The following is a 16,545-nucleotide window of genomic DNA, read 5'->3' on the forward strand; positions in this document are numbered from 1 at the left end:
AAAGGATTAATCGGGAGGGCGGGGACTACGCCTCCCGGGGGACGGGGCGGGCGCGCTCAGACGGCCGCCGGTGCCTTCGGGGCGGGCGCGGCCTTGGCCTGCGGCTTGGGTGCCGCCTTGGCCGGGCCGCCGGTGAACCTCTCGTACTCCTTCAGGACCTCCTCCGTCGGCCCGTCCATCCGCAGCTCGCCGCGCTCCAGCCACAGCACCCGGTCGCAGGTGTCGCGGATGGACTTGTTGCTGTGGCTGACCAGGAAGACCGTGCCGGCGTGCTTGCGCAGCTCCCGGATGCGTTCCTCGGAGCGCTTCTGGAAGGAACGGTCGCCGGTGGCCAGGGCCTCGTCGACGAGGAGGACGTCGTGGTCCTTGGCGGCGGCGATGGAGAACCGCAGGCGGGCCGCCATGCCGGAGGAGTACGTGCGCATCGGCAGGGTGATGAAGTCGCCCTTGTCGTTGATCCCGGAGAAGTCGACGATCTCCTGGTACCGCTCCTTGACCTGCGCGCGGGACATGCCCATCGCCAGGCCGCCGAGGTAGACGTTGCGCTCACCGGTGAGGTCGTTCATCAGGGCGGCGTTGACGCCGAGCAGGGAGGGCTGCCCGTCGGTGTAGATGCGGCCGTTCTCCACCGGGAGCAGGCCGGCGACCGCCTTGAGCAGCGTCGACTTGCCCGAACCGTTGGTGCCGATCAGGCCGATGGCCTCGCCCCGGTACGCCACGAAGGACACGTTCTTCACGGCGTGCACCCGGCGCACACCCGCCGCCTTCTCGGTCTTCTTGCGGCGCAGGATGCGGTTGAGGGCGGCGGTCGCGGAGCCGCGTCCCGCGCCGGTGCCGTTGACCCGGTAGACGATGTCGACGCCGTCGGCGACGACGGTGGGTACGCGCTCGCCCGCCTGCTCGGCGGCAGTGCTGTTGTTGTCAGCCACGACCGTAGGTCTCCTCGGCCTTCCAGAAGTAGATGAAACCGCCGATCCCGGCGACCAGGGCCCAGCCCACCGCGAGCGCCCACACATGGGGCGGCAGCTGGCTTCCGCCGAAGCTGTCGATCAGCGCGAAGCGCATCAGGTCGATGTAGACGACGGCGGGGTTGAGCTGGAGGGCGGTGCCCACCCAGGACGGCAGGCCGCTGTCCGGGCCGGTCATGTGGTGGATGCTGAACATGACGCCCGAGGCGTACATCCAGGTGCGCAGCAGGAACGGCATCAGCTGGGCCATGTCGGGAATCCTCGAGCCCACCCGGGCCATGACCATCGCCACGCCCGCGTTGAACACGAACTGCAGCACCAGCGCCGGGACCGCGAGCACCCAGGACGGGGCGGGCGGCACGCCGAACGCGAGCAGGATCACGAGGAGGGCGCCCATCGAGAACAGCAGCTGCTGGAGCTGCTGGAGGCAGAAGGACACCGGCAGCGCAGCCCGCGGGAAGTGCAGGGCGCGTACGAGGCCGAGGTTGCCGGAGACGGCCCGGGTGCCCGCCATGATCGAGCTCTGCGTGAACGTCCACACGAACACGCCGGTGACCAGGAACGGGACGAAGTCCTCCACGCCCCGGCTGGTGTTCATCAGCATGCCGAAGATGAAGTAGTACACCGCCGCGTTGAGCAGGGGCGTCATCACCTGCCAGACCTGGCCCAGCTTGGCCTGGCTGTACTGGGCGGTGAGCTTGGCGGTGGAGAAGGCGCCGATGAAGTGCCGGCGCGCCCACAGCTGACGGACGTAATCGGGCAGGGAGGGGCGGGCACCGCTGACCGACAGCCCGTGCCGGGCGGCGAGCGCCGCGAGGTCGTCCGGGGCGCGGGTGGGGGTGGGCGTGGGGGCGGCCTGGGCCGACGCCTGGGTCGGGGGCGGTGGGTCGAGGACCTGGCTCACATCCGGTGCTTTCGCTCGGGGGAGGGGGCGAGAGGGTGACGCCCGACGTTCACCTGGGTAGCCGTGGGTGTTCACTTACGTCGGGACGGGACCGTATCGTCGTAACGTGAGCGTAGGGCGTGGTGACGCCGGAACGCAACCGTTTCGTCGTGACGCCCTATGCTTGACGCGCATGACGACCAACGCCGCCGCCGACGAGCCGACGCCGCGCCCGCGCCGCCGGGCCCCCGCCGGGGCGGCGGTGCTCCGCCAGGACGTGACGGAGGCCATCCGGGCGGCGGTCTTCGAGGAGCTGGCGGCGGTCGGCTACGCCCGCATGTCCATCGAGGGCATCGCGCGCCGCGCGGGCGTCGGCAAGACGGCCGTCTACCGGCGCTGGCGCTCCAAGCTGCACCTGGTGCTCGACGTCGTCTCGGCGCTCGCCGTCCAGGGCCTGCCCGCGCCGGACACCGGCTCCCTGGAGGGCGACCTGCGGCTGCTGTACGAGGTGACGTCCCGCGCGCTGCGCCACCCGGTGGCCTCGCAGATCATCCCCGACCTCCAGGCGGAGGCGGCCCGCAATCCCGACATCGCGGAGGCGCTGCAGAAGACCCTGCGCGAGGGCCAGGACGGCGTCGCCAGCAGGATCCTCGCGGCGGCGACCGAACGCGGCGAGCTGGGCCCGGCCCTCGACACCGACCTCGCCCTGGACCTGATCTCGGGCCCGCTGTACTGGCGCTCGGTGGTCGTCCGCGGCCCGAAGCCGCCGAAGGGCTACCTGGGATCGCTGGCCCGGGCGACGGCGGAGGGCCTGAAGGCGCTCTGAGTCCGGGGCGGATTGTCAGTGGGGCCTGTCACGATGCCCCCATGGAACCGATGAACCCCATGGGTGTGAGGGAACCTGCGGCGGTCGTGCGGGAGTTCTGGACCCGCATGCAGGCCCGTGACTGGGAGGGCCTCGGCGCGCTGCTCGCCGACGACCTGGTGGTGGAGTGGCCGGTCAGCGCCGAGCGGATCGAGGGCCGCGCCGACTTCGTGGGCGTCAACGCGGAGTATCCGGAAGGTTGGTCGATCGACGTGATACGCGTCCTGGCGGACGGCGACGGCGAGACCGTGGTCTCCGAGGTGCAGGTCCCGCACGAGACGATGGGGGTCCACCGGGTCGTGTCGCTGTGGACGGTCCGGGACGGGCGGATAACCGGCGGCCGGGAGTACTGGACGGCATTGGGCTCGGACCCGTCGCCACAGTGGCGGGCGGCCTTCGTGCAGCCGCTGTAGGCGACGCGGCCCTCTCACCAGGCGGTGAGCCGGACCACCTGCGCCGCGATGTCCGGCACCGCCCGGCCGTCCGTCGGTACCCGCACCGTGCCCACGGGAGCCTCCTCGGCGAGCCGTCGCCCCATGCGCAGGCTCCGCTCGACGTGCACGCCGAGCTGCGACCCGGTCTCGCGCACGGCGAGCCGTTGCCGCACGGTGGCCTCGTCGGCGGTCAGCAGCACGCAGGTGACCCTGACCTCGTCCCCGCCCATCGCCCGCCCGATCATCGACGCCTCGAGGATGCTGACGGTGTTGGTGTAGATCAGCCGGCGTTGTCCGAGCGCCGCGTAGTTCGCCCACACCGCGGCGATGTTCCGCTCGGTGATCGCCGTACGGTGGGGGTCGCCGTCGGGCGCGGGATGGATCTGGTCCATGCCGTCCCCCTCGATCAGACAGTGCGCGGTCCTGGCCTCCCGCAGCAGCGCGGACACTTCCCAGCCGACGCTGCTCTTGCCGACGCCGGAGCCGCCGCCGATGAGTAACAGGTCGTAGATGTTGGCTTCGTGGTTGTCCATGCCCGCAGTGTGAGGCGTGACCAGGACCGTCTGCGCGGAAATACGACTTCTCCCGGGGCCCGGTGGCCGGGACCGCCCTGTCCGACGGCGATCGGGAACAACACGGGGGCCAGGCTCGAGATGATCACCGGGCAGGGCCGATGGACGGGAACACCGTCGAGTGCCGCGGGCGGGCCGCAGACTGGTCGCATGATCCCATCAGGTGCGAAGGCCGGTCTTCACTTCTGTCCGCGGTCCGAGAAACATCGAGGCCGGCTGGACCAGGCGGCTCGGGAGGCCGGGCGACGTGTGACGTCGGGCCAGGTCCAGTGAGGCGGGCGTGGACGGGTCCGGTGTTGCTGCTGATCGCCGGAGCGGGCGCTGCGACCGGGCTGGTCGTCCAGGGGCGCCTGGGGACGGGCGCCGTGCTGCTGCTCGTGTTCGTGCTGCTGGCGGGGCTGACCTCGCCGTTGATGTTCCCCAGGTCGATCGGTGCGCTGGAGGCGCAGCGGCGCAGTGCCGTCGACGGACGGCCGGTCGTCTTCTGGCGCCCGGGGTGCACCTACTGCATGCGGCTGCGCATCCGGTTGGGCCGGAGGGCCCGGCGGTTGCACTGGGTCGACATCTGGCGGGACGAGGCCGGGGCGGAAGTGGTGCGAGGGGCCAACGACGGCAACGAGACCGTGCCCACTCTGCTCGTGGCGGGCCGGCCGTACACCAATCCCGACCCGGCGTGGGTGCGCGAGCAGGTCTCCTCGTCCCGGTGACCCGGTGACCCGGTGACCCGGTGACCCGGCGCCCTCCGGGCCGGACTCGGAGGGCGCGCGCCCGGGGTGTCAGTCCCGTGCCGCTTCCGGGTGGAGCCGTACCCAGCCCGCCCACGCCGACGTGATCATGTCCTCGACGTCGTACTTGGCCTTCCAGCCCAGTTCGACGGCGGCGCGGTCGGCCGAGGCGACGACGCGGGCCGGGTCGCCGGGGCGGCGGGGGGTGACCGTCGGGGGCTGGTCGTAGCCGGTGAGGGCGTTGATGCGGTCGATCATCTCGCGGACGGAGACGCCCTCGCCGCGGCCGATGTTGAGCGTGAGGGTGCGGCCGGGGGAGGACTGCAGGGCGCGGGCCGCCGCCACGTGCGCCTCGGCCAGGTCCACGACGTGGATGTAGTCGCGCACGCAGGTGCCGTCCGGCGTCGCGTAGTCGTCGCCGAAGATCCGGGGGGCCGCGGACTCCGTCAGCTTCTCGAAGACCATCGGGACGAGGTTGTAGACGCCGGTGTCGGCCAGCTCCGGGCTCGCCGCGCCCGCCACGTTGAAGTAGCGCAGGGAGGCCGTGGCGAGGCCCGAGGCCTTGCCGGTGGCCCGGACCAGCCACTCGCCGGCCAGCTTGGTCTCGCCGTACGGCGACATGGGCACGCACGGCGTCTCCTCGGTCACGAGGTCGACGTCGGGCATGCCGTACACGGCGGCGGAGGAGGAGAAGACGAAGGACGGGACCTCGGCCTTCGTGACCGCGTCCAGCAGGACGCGCAGGCCCTCGACGTTCTGCCGGTAGTAGTGCAGGGGCAGGTCCACCGACTCGCCGACCTGCTTCTTGGCGGCCAGGTGGACGACGCCGGTCACGGAGTGGTCGGCCAGGGCGCGGGCGACCCGCTCGCCGTCCAGGATCGAGCCCACCACCAGGGGGACACCGTCGGGCACGCGGTCGGCGATCCCCGTGGACAGGTCGTCGTAGACCACGGCCTTCTCGCCCGCTTCGGTCATCGCCCGTACGACGTGCGCCCCGATGTATCCGGCGCCGCCGGTGATCAGCCAGGTCATTGTGGCCGTCCCCTTCGTTCGGTGGTCCTTCATAGCCATGATCCGTCATCCCGGCGCTCGTCGAGCGCCCGCACCCCTCAGGACGGTTCGGGGGCCGGATCGGTGCCGTACGCGTCCAGCGCCGCCGTGAGCCGGTCCAGGCGGGCGCGCAGGTCCTGGACCTCGGCGAGGTCGAGGCCGGTCGCCGCGGAGATCCGGCGCGGCACCTCGACGGCCCGCTCGCGCAGCGCCGTGCCCTCCGCGGTCAGCCGCACCTCCACCGACCGCTCGTCGCGCGCGCTGCGCTCACGCCGGACCAGGCCCGCCGCCTCCAGCCGCTTGAGCAGGGGCGACAGGGTGCCGGAGTCGAGGCGGAGGTGCTCGCCGAGCTTCTTCACCGGCAGCTCGCCGTGCTCCCACAGCACCAGCATCACCAGGTACTGCGGGTACGTGAGCCCCAGCTCCTTGAGGACCACGCGGTAGACACCGCCGAAGGCGCGCGACGCGGCGTTCAGGGAGAAGCAGATCTGCTGGTCCAGGCGGAGCCAGTCGGTTGCGGGCGTGGTCATGTGTCCAAGGGTAGCGGACAGGTATTGTGCGTCATTGAGTTGTGTGCAATTGAATCGCGTGCTCTACTTGTGGGTGGTCGGGGGTCGCGAAGATCCCCGAGCCCGCCATGTCCTGTACGCCCCGACTCCGAAAAGGACGGTCTCCCCATGGACGCGCTCTACACCGCCGCCGCCACCGCCACCCACGGCCGCGACGGCCGTACCGTCAGCTCCGACGGCAAGCTCGACCTCGCGCTCGGCATCCCCGTCGAGATGGGCGGCAACGGGCAGGGCACCAACCCCGAGCAGCTGTTCGCCGCCGGATACGCCGCCTGTTTCGGCAGCGCCCTCGGTGCGGTCGGCCGGGCGGCGAAGGTCGACGTCAGCGACGCCGCGGTGACCGCCGAGGTCGGCATCGGCAAGCAGGGCGAGGGCTTCGCGCTCGCCGTCACCCTCCGGGTGGAGCTGCCCGAGGGCCTCGACGCGGAGACCGGCCGCAAGCTGGTCGAGCAGGCCCACCAGGTCTGCCCCTACTCCAACGCCACCCGCGGCAACATCCCGGTCGACCTCGTCATCGAGTAGTCCCCCCGGGAAGTACTCACCCGACCCGCGCCAGCACCTCGCCCGTCCGTTCGCTCCACGCCACCACCACCGCCTCCTCCGGCATCGGGCGCCAGCGGGTCAGCAGCAGCCAGTGGACGTGGTAGCGGCGGACGACGGCGGCGCGCTCGGCGCGGGTCGAGTCCGGCGCGAGGTACGCCTGCACGTCGGCCGCCCGCCGCCCGCGCTCCCGCTCGTCCAGCGCCGGGTCCGGCCAGGCGGGCGCCGCGAGGTTCGGACCGTACCCGGCGATGGCGTGCCCGGCGTAGTAGCCGTCGGTGATCACGACCTCGCCGGGGCCGATGTGCCGGGCCGCCCACGCGTACGTCGGCCAGTTCGGCGGCTGCTCGAAGCCGACCGGGTCCAGCGCGCGCGGCACCACCGCACCCGCGTGGACCGTGAGGAACCCGAGCAGGGCACCCGCGGTCGCGGTCCAGCCCAGCGCCGCCCGCCGGCGCCCCCACGGCCGGGGCTCCGCCAGCTCCACCGCCAGGGCGAACTGGAGCGGCACCAGTGTGAGCCCGAGGATCCGGCCGTAGGTGTAGTGGCCGCTGAACCAGCCGTACGCCACCACCGCGCAGTCCAGCGCGAACATCAGCACCAGCGGGTCCCGGGGCGAGCGGCGTCCGCGCGCCCACAGGGCCGGCAGGCCGAGCAGGGCCAGCCAGAACTCCCCGGGCAGGTGGAGGTACAGGACCCGGTGCATGGCGTCCACGCTGCCGTCGCCGGCCAGCGCGAACACGTCGAAGTACGGCCAGGCCGCCGCCGCCGCCACCGCCACGGCGCCCGTCAGCGCCCACCGCCCCGCGACCGGCCCGCGCCACCCGCGCTGCCACCCGGCCACCAGCGCCACCGCGCCGAGCACCGCCGCCACCGAGGTGATCGGATGGACGAGGAGGACCAGGCCGTAGAGGGCGCCGAGTCCCGCGTATCCGGGCAGGCCGCGCAGCCCGCTCGGCCCCACGTACCGCACCCGGCGTCCGTCGCGTGCGCGTGCCCCGGTCAGCGCCCAGGCCCAGAAGGTGAGCCCGATCGCGAACGTCGACGGGTAGCCGAGGTTGCCCGTCATCGACATCAGCCCGAGATAGCCGCTCCACCAGGCCCGCTCGGTGCCCCACAGCAGCGTCATCGCGCCCAGTGCAAGGACCGGCGCCCACGGCCGCGGGGTCAGTACCCGCACGAAGCGGTTCAGGCCGGTCAGCAGCACCAGCAGGTTCAGCGGCCCGGCGAGCCGCACCACCTCCCAGCCGCCCAGCCCCGTCAGCCGGGCGAACGCGCCCTGCGCCACCGCGTACGGCGAGTAGTACGCGCTGCCCGCGCCCGGCAGGTCGGCCATCGGATGGCGGGGGTGGAGGAGGTCGGCCTTCAGGCGCTCGACGACGGCCGCGTGCTGACCGGCGTCGCAGCACAGCGGCACCGCCCAGTACGCCAGCGTCATCACGAGGAAGAAGCAGAAACCGGCGGCCTGGTACGGGGTGGGACGCCAGGAGCGGCCGCCGCGCAGCGCCGTCGCGCCGCGCGCGGGCCGCCGGACGAGGACGCCGGCGCTCACAGGACGGTCAAAGAAAAGGGCATTCGGGACATTTGCCCTATGTTCCCGATGGGGTCCGCCCCATGACCCCAAGTCACCTCAACGGGTGACGCTCAGCCGACCGCCTCCGCCCGCTCCGGCTGCCCCTGCGCCGGCAACGGCACCTTGCCGCCCCGCGCCACCGGCTCCAGCAGCAGCGGCACCCCCACCACCGGCAGCAGCCACGCCAGCACGATCAGCCGCTCGCCCCAGATGTTGATGTCCGGGTGCCCGGCCTGCGTGAGGATCCCGGTGAACGCCGCCGCGACCAGGAAACCGCCGACCGCGCCCCCGCGCCGCAGCGCGCCCCACGCCCCCGCGGCCAGCGCCGCCACGAACAGTGGCTGCCAGGCCTGCCTGCGCAGCCACTCCACCCAGAAGTTGCCCTGCAACTGCCAGAACTCCCGCCACGGACGCTCGCGGTCGGGACGGGCGAAGTGGCCGGTGAGCAGGTCCTGGAGGCTGTCCGCCTCGGACGGGTAGTGCAGCAGCCGCGCCAGCAGCAGGGTGGCGGCCGCGCCCGCCAGGCCCACGGCGGCGAGCGCCAGCACATCCCGGACCGGCGCCCCGCCCCGCCGATGCCGCCGCAGGGCGATCACCGCGCCCGCCGCCGCCAGGCACAGGCCCAGGAACAGCGCCTGGGAGTGCTTGACCGTGAACAGGGCGAGCAGCGAACCGGCAACCAGCGCCAGCCCGGCCCGCGGCCGCCCCGCCCGCAGCACCAGCGCGCAGCCCCACACCGCGGCCAGGGTCAGCGCCATCAGCAGGCCCTCGGTCATCGGGCGCATCGCGGTCGTCCCGCACGGCAGCACGTAGTACAGCGCCTGCCCGGCCAGCGCGAGCGGCACCGGCACCGACAGGGTCCGCAGGACCAGGAAGACCAGCACACCGCCCGCGCCCGCGATGACGACCCCCGCCGCCCACAGGCCCCACGTCACCCCGAAGGCCAGGACGAACGGCACCAGGAACGCCGGATAGCCCGGCCGCGCCTCGAAGATCCGCATGAAGCGCTCCGACATGTACGGCACGGTGTGCCCGCCGGTCTGCCCGGCCGCCAGCCGCGGCTCCACCGCCGCCCACTCCTGCGCACGGCACTCGGCCGTCACCTCGTCGGTGGGGTCGGGGCGGTGGAAGCGGACCACGTGCACGCTCTGGTCCCGGCGGGCCCGCTCCGCCCGGCTCGCGCACACGTACTCGATGGTGGCCGTCGCCGCCCCGCGCTTGCTCTCACCGGTCAGGCTCAGCGCGTACGACAGGTAGTTCTTGGTGTCGGGGGTGTCCCGGCCGGTGACGTTCGCGAGCTGGAGCGCGGCGAACACGGCGACCAGGACCAGCACGCCCACGACCGGGCCGCGGGGTCTCATGCGGAGGGCAGCAGGTCGTGTCCGGACGGCACGCCGCGGGCGCCGGGGACGCCCGAGGGCTCCGGGGCGGGCATCGGCTCGCCCAGCAGCAGCGTCCGCACCACCCGCTCGGCGGCCCGGCCGTCCTCGTACTCGCAGTACCGGGTCCGGAAGGCCGCCCGCAGCCGGGCCGCCTCCTCGTCCCGCCACGCCCCGGACGCCAGCAGCCACGCCAGCTCCCGGTAGGAGCGCGAGACGTGACCGGGTGCCTCCTCGGTGATGTCGAAGTACGCGCCGCGCGTCGCCGTGTACGGGCCCCAGTCGTCGGCGTGGATCACGATCGGGCGGTCCAGCAGGGCGTAGTCGAACATCAGGGCGGAGTAGTCGGTGATCAGCAGGTCCGAGGCGAGCATCAGGTCCTCGACGTGCGGTTCGTCCGTCGCGTCGATCACCACGCCCCGCCGGTGCAGTTCCGACAGGCCCAGGCCGCGCGCCGGGCCGGTGGCGAGGGAGGGGTGCAGGCGGACCAGCAGGGTGTGACCTTCGCCGAGGTCGGCGGCGAGCCGGGCCGGATCGAGGCGTTCGACCAGCCCGCCGCGCCGGTACTCGCGTCGGGTCGGCGCGTACAGCACGACGGTGTGGCCGTCGGGGACGCCGAGCCGCTCGCGGACCCCGCGGCCGTCCTCCGGACCGGCGTTCACCAGGACGTCGTTGCGCGGGCTGCCGGTGCGGGCGGACGTGAAGTGGCACGGGTACGCCCGTTCCCACACCCGCTCCGCGAACCGGCCCGCGACCAGGCTGTGGTCCCAGCGGTCGGCCCGGCGCAGCATCTGCGGCACGTCCAGGCCGTGCCGTGCGCCGGGCCTGCCCAGCAGGTCGACGCCCATGTACTTGAGCGGGGTGCCCTGGTGGGTGTGGATGTGGACGCTGCCCTCCCGCTTCGCCACCGCGCCGGGCCAGTTGACGTTGTTGACGAGGAACGCCGCCCGCTCGGTCACCCGGCGGTAGGCGGCACTGCCCAGCAGCACGTGCTCCGTGCCCGGCGGCAGCAGGGCGGGGTCCGCCGCGCACTCCTCGTCGCGCACCACCCACACACCGCGCAGATGCGGGGCGAGTTCCCGGGCCGCGCGGTGGATCGCCGCGGGGTCGCCCAGCACCCCCCGGTGGGAGAAGGCCGAGTACACGACGAGGTCCGGGTCGAGGGGGCGGCGGACGTGCACGGCGCTCGCGGCGCGGCGCAGCCGCCCGGAGGCCGTGCCGCGCGCCTGCCGCGCCCGGCGCTCCAGCTCCCGCGCCGCCCGCCCGGACTGCCGGCGCACCCGGTAGGCGGCGTACGACCCTTCCAGCACCCGGAGTTCGGCCGGGACCGACGTGCCCTTCGGCCGGTACGCGCGGAACATCTCGGCGGTGCGGTGGAAGAACTCGGCCCGGTCGGACGGCGGCAGCCGGTCCGGCTTGGACAGGATGTCCAGGCAGTGCTCGCCCATCTTGGCGTGCAGGAACGGCCGCCAGCGGGTCGCGAGATCCGGGCGGGCGTCGAGGAAGGCGAAGACCCGCTCGTACTGCGCGTGGACGTCGAAGTGCTTGCGGCTGGTGGTGGACAGGATGTTGCCCTGGCGGCGCTGCCGGTAGTTCAGGCAGATGCGGTCCAGCGCGGCGATCCGCTCCGCGCTGAACAGGACCGGGAAGGTCCACGGCGTGTCCTCGTAGTAGCCGGGCGGGAAGGTGAAGCCCTCCCGTTCGACGAAGTCGCGCCGGTAGACCTTGTTCCACACCACCATCAGCAGGTCGAGGATCTCGGGATGTCCGGCCGCCGTGAACGTGCCGTCGCCCGCCTCCGCGAGCACCCGGGCCAGGACGTTGCGCCGGGTGCCGCCCCACCAGTAGGTGCGCGCGTAGTCGAAGACCAGCACGTCCGGGTCGTCCGTCTCCGCGAGCCGGTCGGCCATGGCGCGCAGGGCGCCCGGGGTGAGGGTGTCGTCGCTGTCGAGGAAGAAGAGGTAGTCGCCCATGGCGTGCGGCAGCCCGGCGTTGCGGGCCCGGCCGAGGCCGACGTTCTCCTTCAGGTGCAGCACGCGCACCCGGTCGTCGCGGGCCGCGTACTCGTCCAGGATCGCCCCCGAACCGTCCGGGGAGCAGTCGTCGACGGCGATCACCTCGATGTCCCGGAAGGACTGGTCCAGGACCGAGTCGAGGCACTCGCGCAGGAAGCCCTGCACCTTGAAGCAGGGGACGATGACGCTGAAGCGGGGCACGGCGGGGTCAGCTCCTTACGAGGGTGGCGGCGGCGGGGGCCAGGACGCGCTGCGCGAGCGGGACCACGGGCGGCAGCGCCTCGGGCGGCTCGCCGAGCAGCACCCGGCGCACGACGCGCTCGGCGGCCCGGCCGTCGTCGAACTCGCAGAACCGCTCCCGGAAGGCCGCCCGCAGTGCCGTCGACTCCGCGTCCGCGTAGGTGCCGTCGGCGAAGAGGCGGGCCAGCTCCTGCGGCGTGCGCGCCACCGGGCCGGGCGGGGCCGCCATGAGGTCGAAGTACACGCCGCGGGTCTCCCGGTAGACGTCCCAGTCGTCGGCGTACACGACGATCGGGCGGTCCAGGTTGGCGTAGTCGAACATGATGGAGGAGTAGTCGGTGACCAGCGCGTCCGCGGCCAGGCACACGTCCTCCGAGGAGCGGTGCGCGGTCACGTCGATGACCCGGCCGGTGCGTTGCCGCTTCCCGCCCCGGTCGTAGAAGTAGTGGGCGCGCAGCAGCACCACCACGTCCTCGCCGGCCGCCTCGCAGAACGCCTCCAGGTCCAGGCCGCCCGCGCCGAACCCGGTCTCGTAGTCCCGGTGCGTCGGCGCGTACAGGACCGCCGTCTTCCCCTCCGGGACGCCCAGTTCGCGCCGGACGCGGGCCACGTCCTCGGCGGTCGCCGTGCAGTAGACGTCGTTGCGCGGATAGCCGTACTCCAGGTGCTCGTAGGAGCCGGGGAAGGCGCGCTCCCACATCTGGGTGGAGTGCCGGTTGGCGGACAGGTTGTAGTCCCAGCGGTCCACCCGGCCAAGGAGCTTGGCGAAGCTGCCGGTGGCCGCCGCCACCACCGGGTACGGCGACTGGTCCACGCCCATCGTCTTCAGCGGCGTGCCGTGCTGCGTCTGCACGTGCACGCTGCCGGGGCGCTTGACGACGCCCTCGGCGAAGTTGGCGTTGTTCACCAGGTACTTGGCGCGGGCCAGCACCTCCCAGTACCGGTGGCTGCCGATGACGGCGTGGTCGACGTCCTTCGGCACGGTGTGCGCCTGGTCCGGCTCGACCAGGAACACCGACCTGAGGTGCGGGGCGAGTTCGCGGGCCCTGGCGTGGATCGCGGCCGGGTTGCAGGCATAGCCGCGGCCCCAGTAGGCGCAGTACACGACGAGGTTCGGGTCCAGCGGTCGGCGCAGGTGGCGGCGGTAGCGCAGCCGGGTGCGCAGTCCCCGCGGCCACGGCAGGCGGCGCAGGACGCCGGTCGCGGCCCGGTTGGCGGCGCGCAGGGCACGGAAGCCGGTGTACGAGCCCGACGCCAGCAGCCGGTGCTGCACGCCGAGCCGCCCGCCCGGTGGCCGGAAGCCCGCGGGGCGGTGGCGCCGGTACAGGCGGCTCGCCCGGCGGTAGAAGGCGCGGCGCCCCCGGCGGGTCAGACGCCGGGGGTGGGCGGCCGTCTTCAGGACCGCCGCGAAGAGCTGCTCGAACAGCGGACCGAGCCGCTCGGGCGGCAGGCCCCGCTCGGTGGCGTACGCGAGCGCCAGTTCGGTCTGGTCGAGCAGGTCCGCGTGGTGCTCGCCGGGCAGGTTCAGCCGGTTGCCCTGGCGTCGCACCCGGTGCCGTACGACCACGGAGCGCAGCACCGCCACGCGCTCGGCGCGCACCGCGACGCGGGCGCCGAAGCCGACGTCCGTGAAGTATCCGTCGGTGAAGTCCAGTCGGCGCTCGGTGAGGAAGGTACGGCGGTGCACCGCGCTCCACGCGGGCAGGTGCACGCCGGTCAGGTGCGGGGCACGGTCGGGGGCGAAGGCGCCGTCCGGGGTCTTCGCCAGCAGCGGGGCGGCCGGGTTGGTGGTCTCGCCCTCCCACCAGGGCACGCGCTCGTACTCGAAGTACAGGACGTCGACGCCGCCCGCGTCCGCCAGCCGCGCGTCGAGCGCCGCCAGCGCGCCCGGCACGAGGGTGTCGTCGCCGTCGAGGAACAGCAGGTACGCGCCGGTCGCCGCCCGCATGCCGGCGTTGCGCGCGCCGGCCAGCCCGGCCGACGGCGGCGAGTGCACGGGAGTCACCCGGGAGTCCCGCTCGGCGTGCTCCCCGGCGACGTCCGCCGCGGTGCAGTCCGGGCCGTCGCAGACCGGGATCAGCTCGAAGTCGCCGAAGGACTGGCCGAGGACCGAGTCCAGTGCCTGGGCGAGCCGCCCCGCCACCCCATGGGACGGGACGATGATGCTGAAGCGGGGCATACTGCTCTTTCTCTTCTTTCGCTGGTGATCCCGGACCGGCTCGTCCGGGTCCGACTTGTCCCGGTCCGGCGGGAGCCCCTACAGGTCGTGGCGGCGGCCCGGCCGTCCCGTCGGCCGCCACGTGGGCGGCCGGGTCGGAGTGGGCCGCGACGAACTGCGGGACATGGGGACTCCCGGTGGACAAACGGCGGTCAGAGGCTGTCGGTGACGGTGCGGGGCCCCGCGGGTTGCGGCACCGTCGCCAGCGGGGTGCGGACGAGGGCGGCCGCGGCGGGGGGCGCGGGGCGGCGCTCGGCGAGCGGCACGACCGGCGGCAGGTCCGTTTCGCCCAGGACGACCCGGCGTACGACGCGTTCGGCGGCGCGGCCGTCGTCGTACGGGCAGAACCGCTCGCGGAAGGCGGCCCGCAGCCGCGCGGACCGGGCTCCGTGCCAGTCGCCGCTCGCGAAGACGCCGATCAGTTCGTCCTCGTCCCGCGCGATCGCGCCCGGCGGGAAGGAACGCAGGTCGACGTAGGTGCCGCGGACCGCCTCGTACGCCTCCGGCTCGTCGGCGTGGAGCACGATCGGGCGGTCCAGGCCCGCGTAGTCGAACATCAGGGACGAGTAGTCGGTGACCAGGGCGTCCGAGGCCAGACAGAGCGATTCCACGTGCGGATGGTCGCTGACGTCCAGCACCCGGCCGGCGGACGCGGTGAGCGGGCCGCCGTGGCCGGGGTGGGCGCGGACCAGCACCATGAAGCGCGGGCCGAGGCGGCGCACGACGCGCTCCAGGTCCAGGGCGGCGCGCTGGGTGCGCCGGTAGTCGCGGTGGGTGGGCGCGTACAGGATCGCGACCGTGTCCTCGGGGATGCCGAGGGTCTCGCGCAGCCGGGCCACGTCCGCCGCCGTCGCCCGCTGGAGGGCGTCGGTGCGCGGCTGGCCGTACTCCAGGGTGGTCCAGCCGCCGGGGTGGACGCGTTCCCAGGTCAGGGTGGAGTGGCGGTTGGCGGAGATCACGTAGTCCCAGGTGTCGACCTCGCGCAGCAGCCGGGCGAAGTCGGTGCCGCGGGCGGCGGCCGGGCGCTCCTGGAGGTCCAGGCCCATGTGCTTGAGGGGCGTCCCGGCCTGCGTCTGCACCAGGACCTGACCCCGGCGCCGGACCAGGCCCGTGTCGAAGGCCGCGTCGCGCACCAGGTAGCGGGAGCGGGCCAGGGCCGTCCAGTGGGCGGCCGTGCCCGGCGTCAGCCGGCGGGTGCCGGGCGGGACGGTGTGGTGGTGCACGGGGTCGGCGGCCCACGCCGTGCGCACGTGCGGCGCGAGACGGCGGAACGCTTCCTCCAGCGCCCCCGGGTCGCGGCCGTACCCCCGGTACCCGTCGACGGCGAAGACGGCGCGGTCGGCGCGGAGCGGGAGGCAGCGCTGGACGCGGTAGTGCAGGCGGAGGGCGCCGGTCCGTGCGGCGCGCAGCAGTCCCGCGGTGACCTTCGCCGTACGCCGGCGCAGGGCCGAGGCGAGGCGCAGGGCGCCGTAGGTGCGGCGCATGCCGAGGCGGAGCAGGGCGTGGCGGAGGCGGACGGGCAGCGGGGCGGGGGCGCCGGGGACCCGGTAGCGGCGGCAGTGGACGCGGGCCCGGCGCAGGAACTCGGCGCGCAGGGAGCGCGGGAGGCGGTCGGGCCGGGTGTACACCGTCGTCAGGTGGTCGGCCATGCGGCGGTACAGGAGCGGCCGCCAGCGGACCAGTTCGGGGCGCGAGTCCGGGTGCGTCTCCGTGCGCGCCTCCAGGAACGCGAAGACGCGGTCGTACTGCGTGAAGACGTCCAGGTGCCGCTCGCTCGGCGTGCCGAGGATGCTGCCCCGCCGGCGCTGCCGGTAGTGGACGCAGACCCGGTCCAGGGTGGCGATGGATCCCGCCGTCATCAGGACCGGGTACGTCCACGGGGTGTCCTCGTAGTAGCCCGGCGGGAAGGCGAAGCCCTCGCGCTCGGCGAACTCCCGCCGCACCGCCTTGTTCCAGGCCACCATCAGCAGCTTCAGCAGCCCCGGCCGGTCGGTGAGCCGGAACGGCGCCGGGCCGTGCTCGGTGAGATGCGCGGCGGCCTGGTTGCGGACCGTCTCGCCGGTCCAGTACGTGCGCGCGTAGTCGTAGACCAGGACGTCCGGCTCGCCGGTCTCCTTGATCCGGTCGGCGATGCCCCGCAGCGCGTGCGGGGCGAGGGTGTCGTCGCCGTCGAGGAAGACCAGGTAGTCGCCGCCCGCCCGTTCCATCCCGGCGTTGCGGGCGGGGCCCAGTCCCTCGTTGCGCGGCAGGCGTACGACGCGGACGCGGGGGTCGAGGACCGCGAACTCGTCGGCGATCGCGCCGCAGGCGTCCGGCGAGCAGTCGTCGACCACGATCACCTCGAAGTCCGGGTACGACTGGGCCAGCACCGACTCCAGGCACGCGTGCAGATACGCCTGAACCCGATACGCGGGGACGATGACACTGAACCTGGGCACGGGGACATCCATGGGTCGGCGGGATCGGCGCGGGCGTTCTGCCCGGCAACGCCCGGTGGAGCGACTTGGTTACGGC

The 16,545-nt window shown here is 73.6% G+C and carries 14 protein-coding genes; 4 read left to right on the plus strand and 10 right to left on the minus strand.

The window, feature by feature from the left end:
• Positions 1–56: 56 nt before the first annotated feature.
• Together ABS735_RS02840 and ABS735_RS02845 are read right to left on the minus strand one after the other, a co-directional pair.
• Positions 57–929 carry an ABC transporter ATP-binding protein gene (locus tag ABS735_RS02840; protein ID WP_373899799.1) on the minus strand — a complete coding sequence of 291 codons (873 nt, stop codon included), beginning with the start codon at positions 927–929 and terminating at the stop codon, positions 57–59.
• The gene (locus tag ABS735_RS02845; protein ID WP_373899800.1) at positions 922–1,872 is read right to left on the minus strand and encodes an ABC transporter permease; all 951 of its coding nucleotides are present in this window, start codon (positions 1,870–1,872) and stop codon (positions 922–924) included. Before ABS735_RS02845 ends, ABS735_RS02840 begins: the two co-directional genes overlap by 8 nt.
• Before the next feature lie 172 nt (positions 1,873–2,044).
• Between ABS735_RS02845 and ABS735_RS02850 the strand changes: the two genes are divergently transcribed.
• Together ABS735_RS02850 and ABS735_RS02855 are read left to right on the plus strand one after the other, a co-directional pair.
• The gene (locus tag ABS735_RS02850) at positions 2,045–2,677 is read left to right on the plus strand and encodes a TetR/AcrR family transcriptional regulator (protein WP_373899801.1); all 633 of its coding nucleotides are present in this window, start codon (positions 2,045–2,047) and stop codon (positions 2,675–2,677) included.
• A gap of 41 nt (positions 2,678–2,718) precedes the next feature.
• Positions 2,719–3,129: a nuclear transport factor 2 family protein gene (locus ABS735_RS02855; protein ID WP_373899802.1), complete on the plus strand. Its 411-nt coding sequence runs from the start codon at positions 2,719–2,721 to the stop codon at positions 3,127–3,129.
• 14 nt (positions 3,130–3,143) lie between these two features.
• Here the strand turns inward: ABS735_RS02855 and ABS735_RS02860 are convergent, their stop codons facing one another.
• Entirely contained in the window at positions 3,144–3,683 is a 540-nt protein-coding gene (locus ABS735_RS02860; RefSeq protein ID WP_373899803.1) for a hypothetical protein, read from the minus strand.
• A 308-nt stretch (positions 3,684–3,991) separates the two neighbouring features.
• Between ABS735_RS02860 and ABS735_RS02865 the strand changes: the two genes are divergently transcribed.
• A complete protein-coding gene (locus ABS735_RS02865) occupies positions 3,992–4,429 on the plus strand; it encodes a glutaredoxin domain-containing protein (protein WP_373899804.1) in 438 nt (145 codons plus the stop codon).
• A gap of 69 nt (positions 4,430–4,498) precedes the next feature.
• On the opposite strand, the gene galE is transcribed toward ABS735_RS02865, so the two are convergent.
• Both galE and ABS735_RS02875 read right to left on the minus strand, forming a co-directional pair.
• Positions 4,499–5,479 (minus strand): UDP-glucose 4-epimerase GalE, encoded by a 981-nt coding sequence (gene galE, locus ABS735_RS02870; protein WP_373899805.1) that lies wholly within the window; start codon positions 5,477–5,479, stop codon positions 4,499–4,501.
• Between the two features lie 77 nt (positions 5,480–5,556).
• A complete protein-coding gene (locus ABS735_RS02875; RefSeq protein WP_373899806.1) occupies positions 5,557–6,027 on the minus strand; it encodes a MarR family winged helix-turn-helix transcriptional regulator in 471 nt (156 codons plus the stop codon).
• Between the two features lie 147 nt (positions 6,028–6,174).
• Between ABS735_RS02875 and ABS735_RS02880 the strand changes: the two genes are divergently transcribed.
• Positions 6,175–6,588 (plus strand): organic hydroperoxide resistance protein, encoded by a 414-nt coding sequence (locus ABS735_RS02880; protein WP_373899807.1) that lies wholly within the window; start codon positions 6,175–6,177, stop codon positions 6,586–6,588.
• Positions 6,589–6,604: 16 nt separating this feature from the next.
• Here the strand turns inward: ABS735_RS02880 and ABS735_RS02885 are convergent, their stop codons facing one another.
• From ABS735_RS02885 to ABS735_RS02905, 5 genes are all read right to left on the minus strand, one after another.
• Complete coding sequence (locus ABS735_RS02885) at positions 6,605–8,158, minus strand: hypothetical protein (protein ID WP_373899808.1); 1,554 nt, start codon at positions 8,156–8,158, stop codon at positions 6,605–6,607.
• Positions 8,159–8,250: 92 nt separating this feature from the next.
• A complete protein-coding gene (locus ABS735_RS02890) occupies positions 8,251–9,540 on the minus strand; it encodes a hypothetical protein (RefSeq protein ID WP_373899809.1) in 1,290 nt (429 codons plus the stop codon).
• On the minus strand, positions 9,537–11,774 hold the full coding sequence (locus ABS735_RS02895) for a bifunctional glycosyltransferase/CDP-glycerol:glycerophosphate glycerophosphotransferase (protein ID WP_373899810.1): 2,238 nt from the start codon (positions 11,772–11,774) through the stop codon (positions 9,537–9,539). The genes ABS735_RS02890 and ABS735_RS02895 overlap by 4 nt, the downstream gene beginning before the upstream one ends.
• A gap of 7 nt (positions 11,775–11,781) precedes the next feature.
• Positions 11,782–13,992, minus strand: a complete 2,211-nt coding sequence (locus ABS735_RS02900; RefSeq protein ID WP_373899811.1) for a bifunctional glycosyltransferase/CDP-glycerol:glycerophosphate glycerophosphotransferase — start codon at positions 13,990–13,992, stop codon at positions 11,782–11,784.
• Positions 13,993–14,183: 191 nt separating this feature from the next.
• Positions 14,184–16,469 (minus strand): bifunctional glycosyltransferase/CDP-glycerol:glycerophosphate glycerophosphotransferase, encoded by a 2,286-nt coding sequence (locus tag ABS735_RS02905; protein WP_373899812.1) that lies wholly within the window; start codon positions 16,467–16,469, stop codon positions 14,184–14,186.
• Between the last annotated feature and the right edge of the window lie 76 nt (positions 16,470–16,545).

This window comes from Streptomyces sp. MMCC 100 (assembly GCF_041538145.2).
Lineage (GTDB): Bacteria > Actinomycetota > Actinomycetes > Streptomycetales > Streptomycetaceae > Streptomyces.

Coding starts and splice junctions, on each gene's coding strand:
- ABS735_RS02850 (WP_373899801.1), top strand. CDS start 2,045: ATGACGACCAACGCCGCCGCCGACGAGCCGACGCCGCGCCCGCGCCGC.
- ABS735_RS02855 (WP_373899802.1), top strand. CDS start 2,719: ATGGAACCGATGAACCCCATGGGTGTGAGGGAACCTGCGGCGGTCGTG.
- ABS735_RS02860 (WP_373899803.1), bottom strand. CDS start 3,683: ATGGACAACCACGAAGCCAACATCTACGACCTGTTACTCATCGGCGGC.
- galE (WP_373899805.1), bottom strand. CDS start 5,479: ATGACCTGGCTGATCACCGGCGGCGCCGGATACATCGGGGCGCACGTC.
- ABS735_RS02875 (WP_373899806.1), bottom strand. CDS start 6,027: ATGACCACGCCCGCAACCGACTGGCTCCGCCTGGACCAGCAGATCTGC.
- ABS735_RS02880 (WP_373899807.1), top strand. CDS start 6,175: ATGGACGCGCTCTACACCGCCGCCGCCACCGCCACCCACGGCCGCGAC.
- ABS735_RS02890 (WP_373899809.1), bottom strand. CDS start 9,540: ATGAGACCCCGCGGCCCGGTCGTGGGCGTGCTGGTCCTGGTCGCCGTG.
- ABS735_RS02900 (WP_373899811.1), bottom strand. CDS start 13,992: ATGCCCCGCTTCAGCATCATCGTCCCGTCCCATGGGGTGGCGGGGCGG.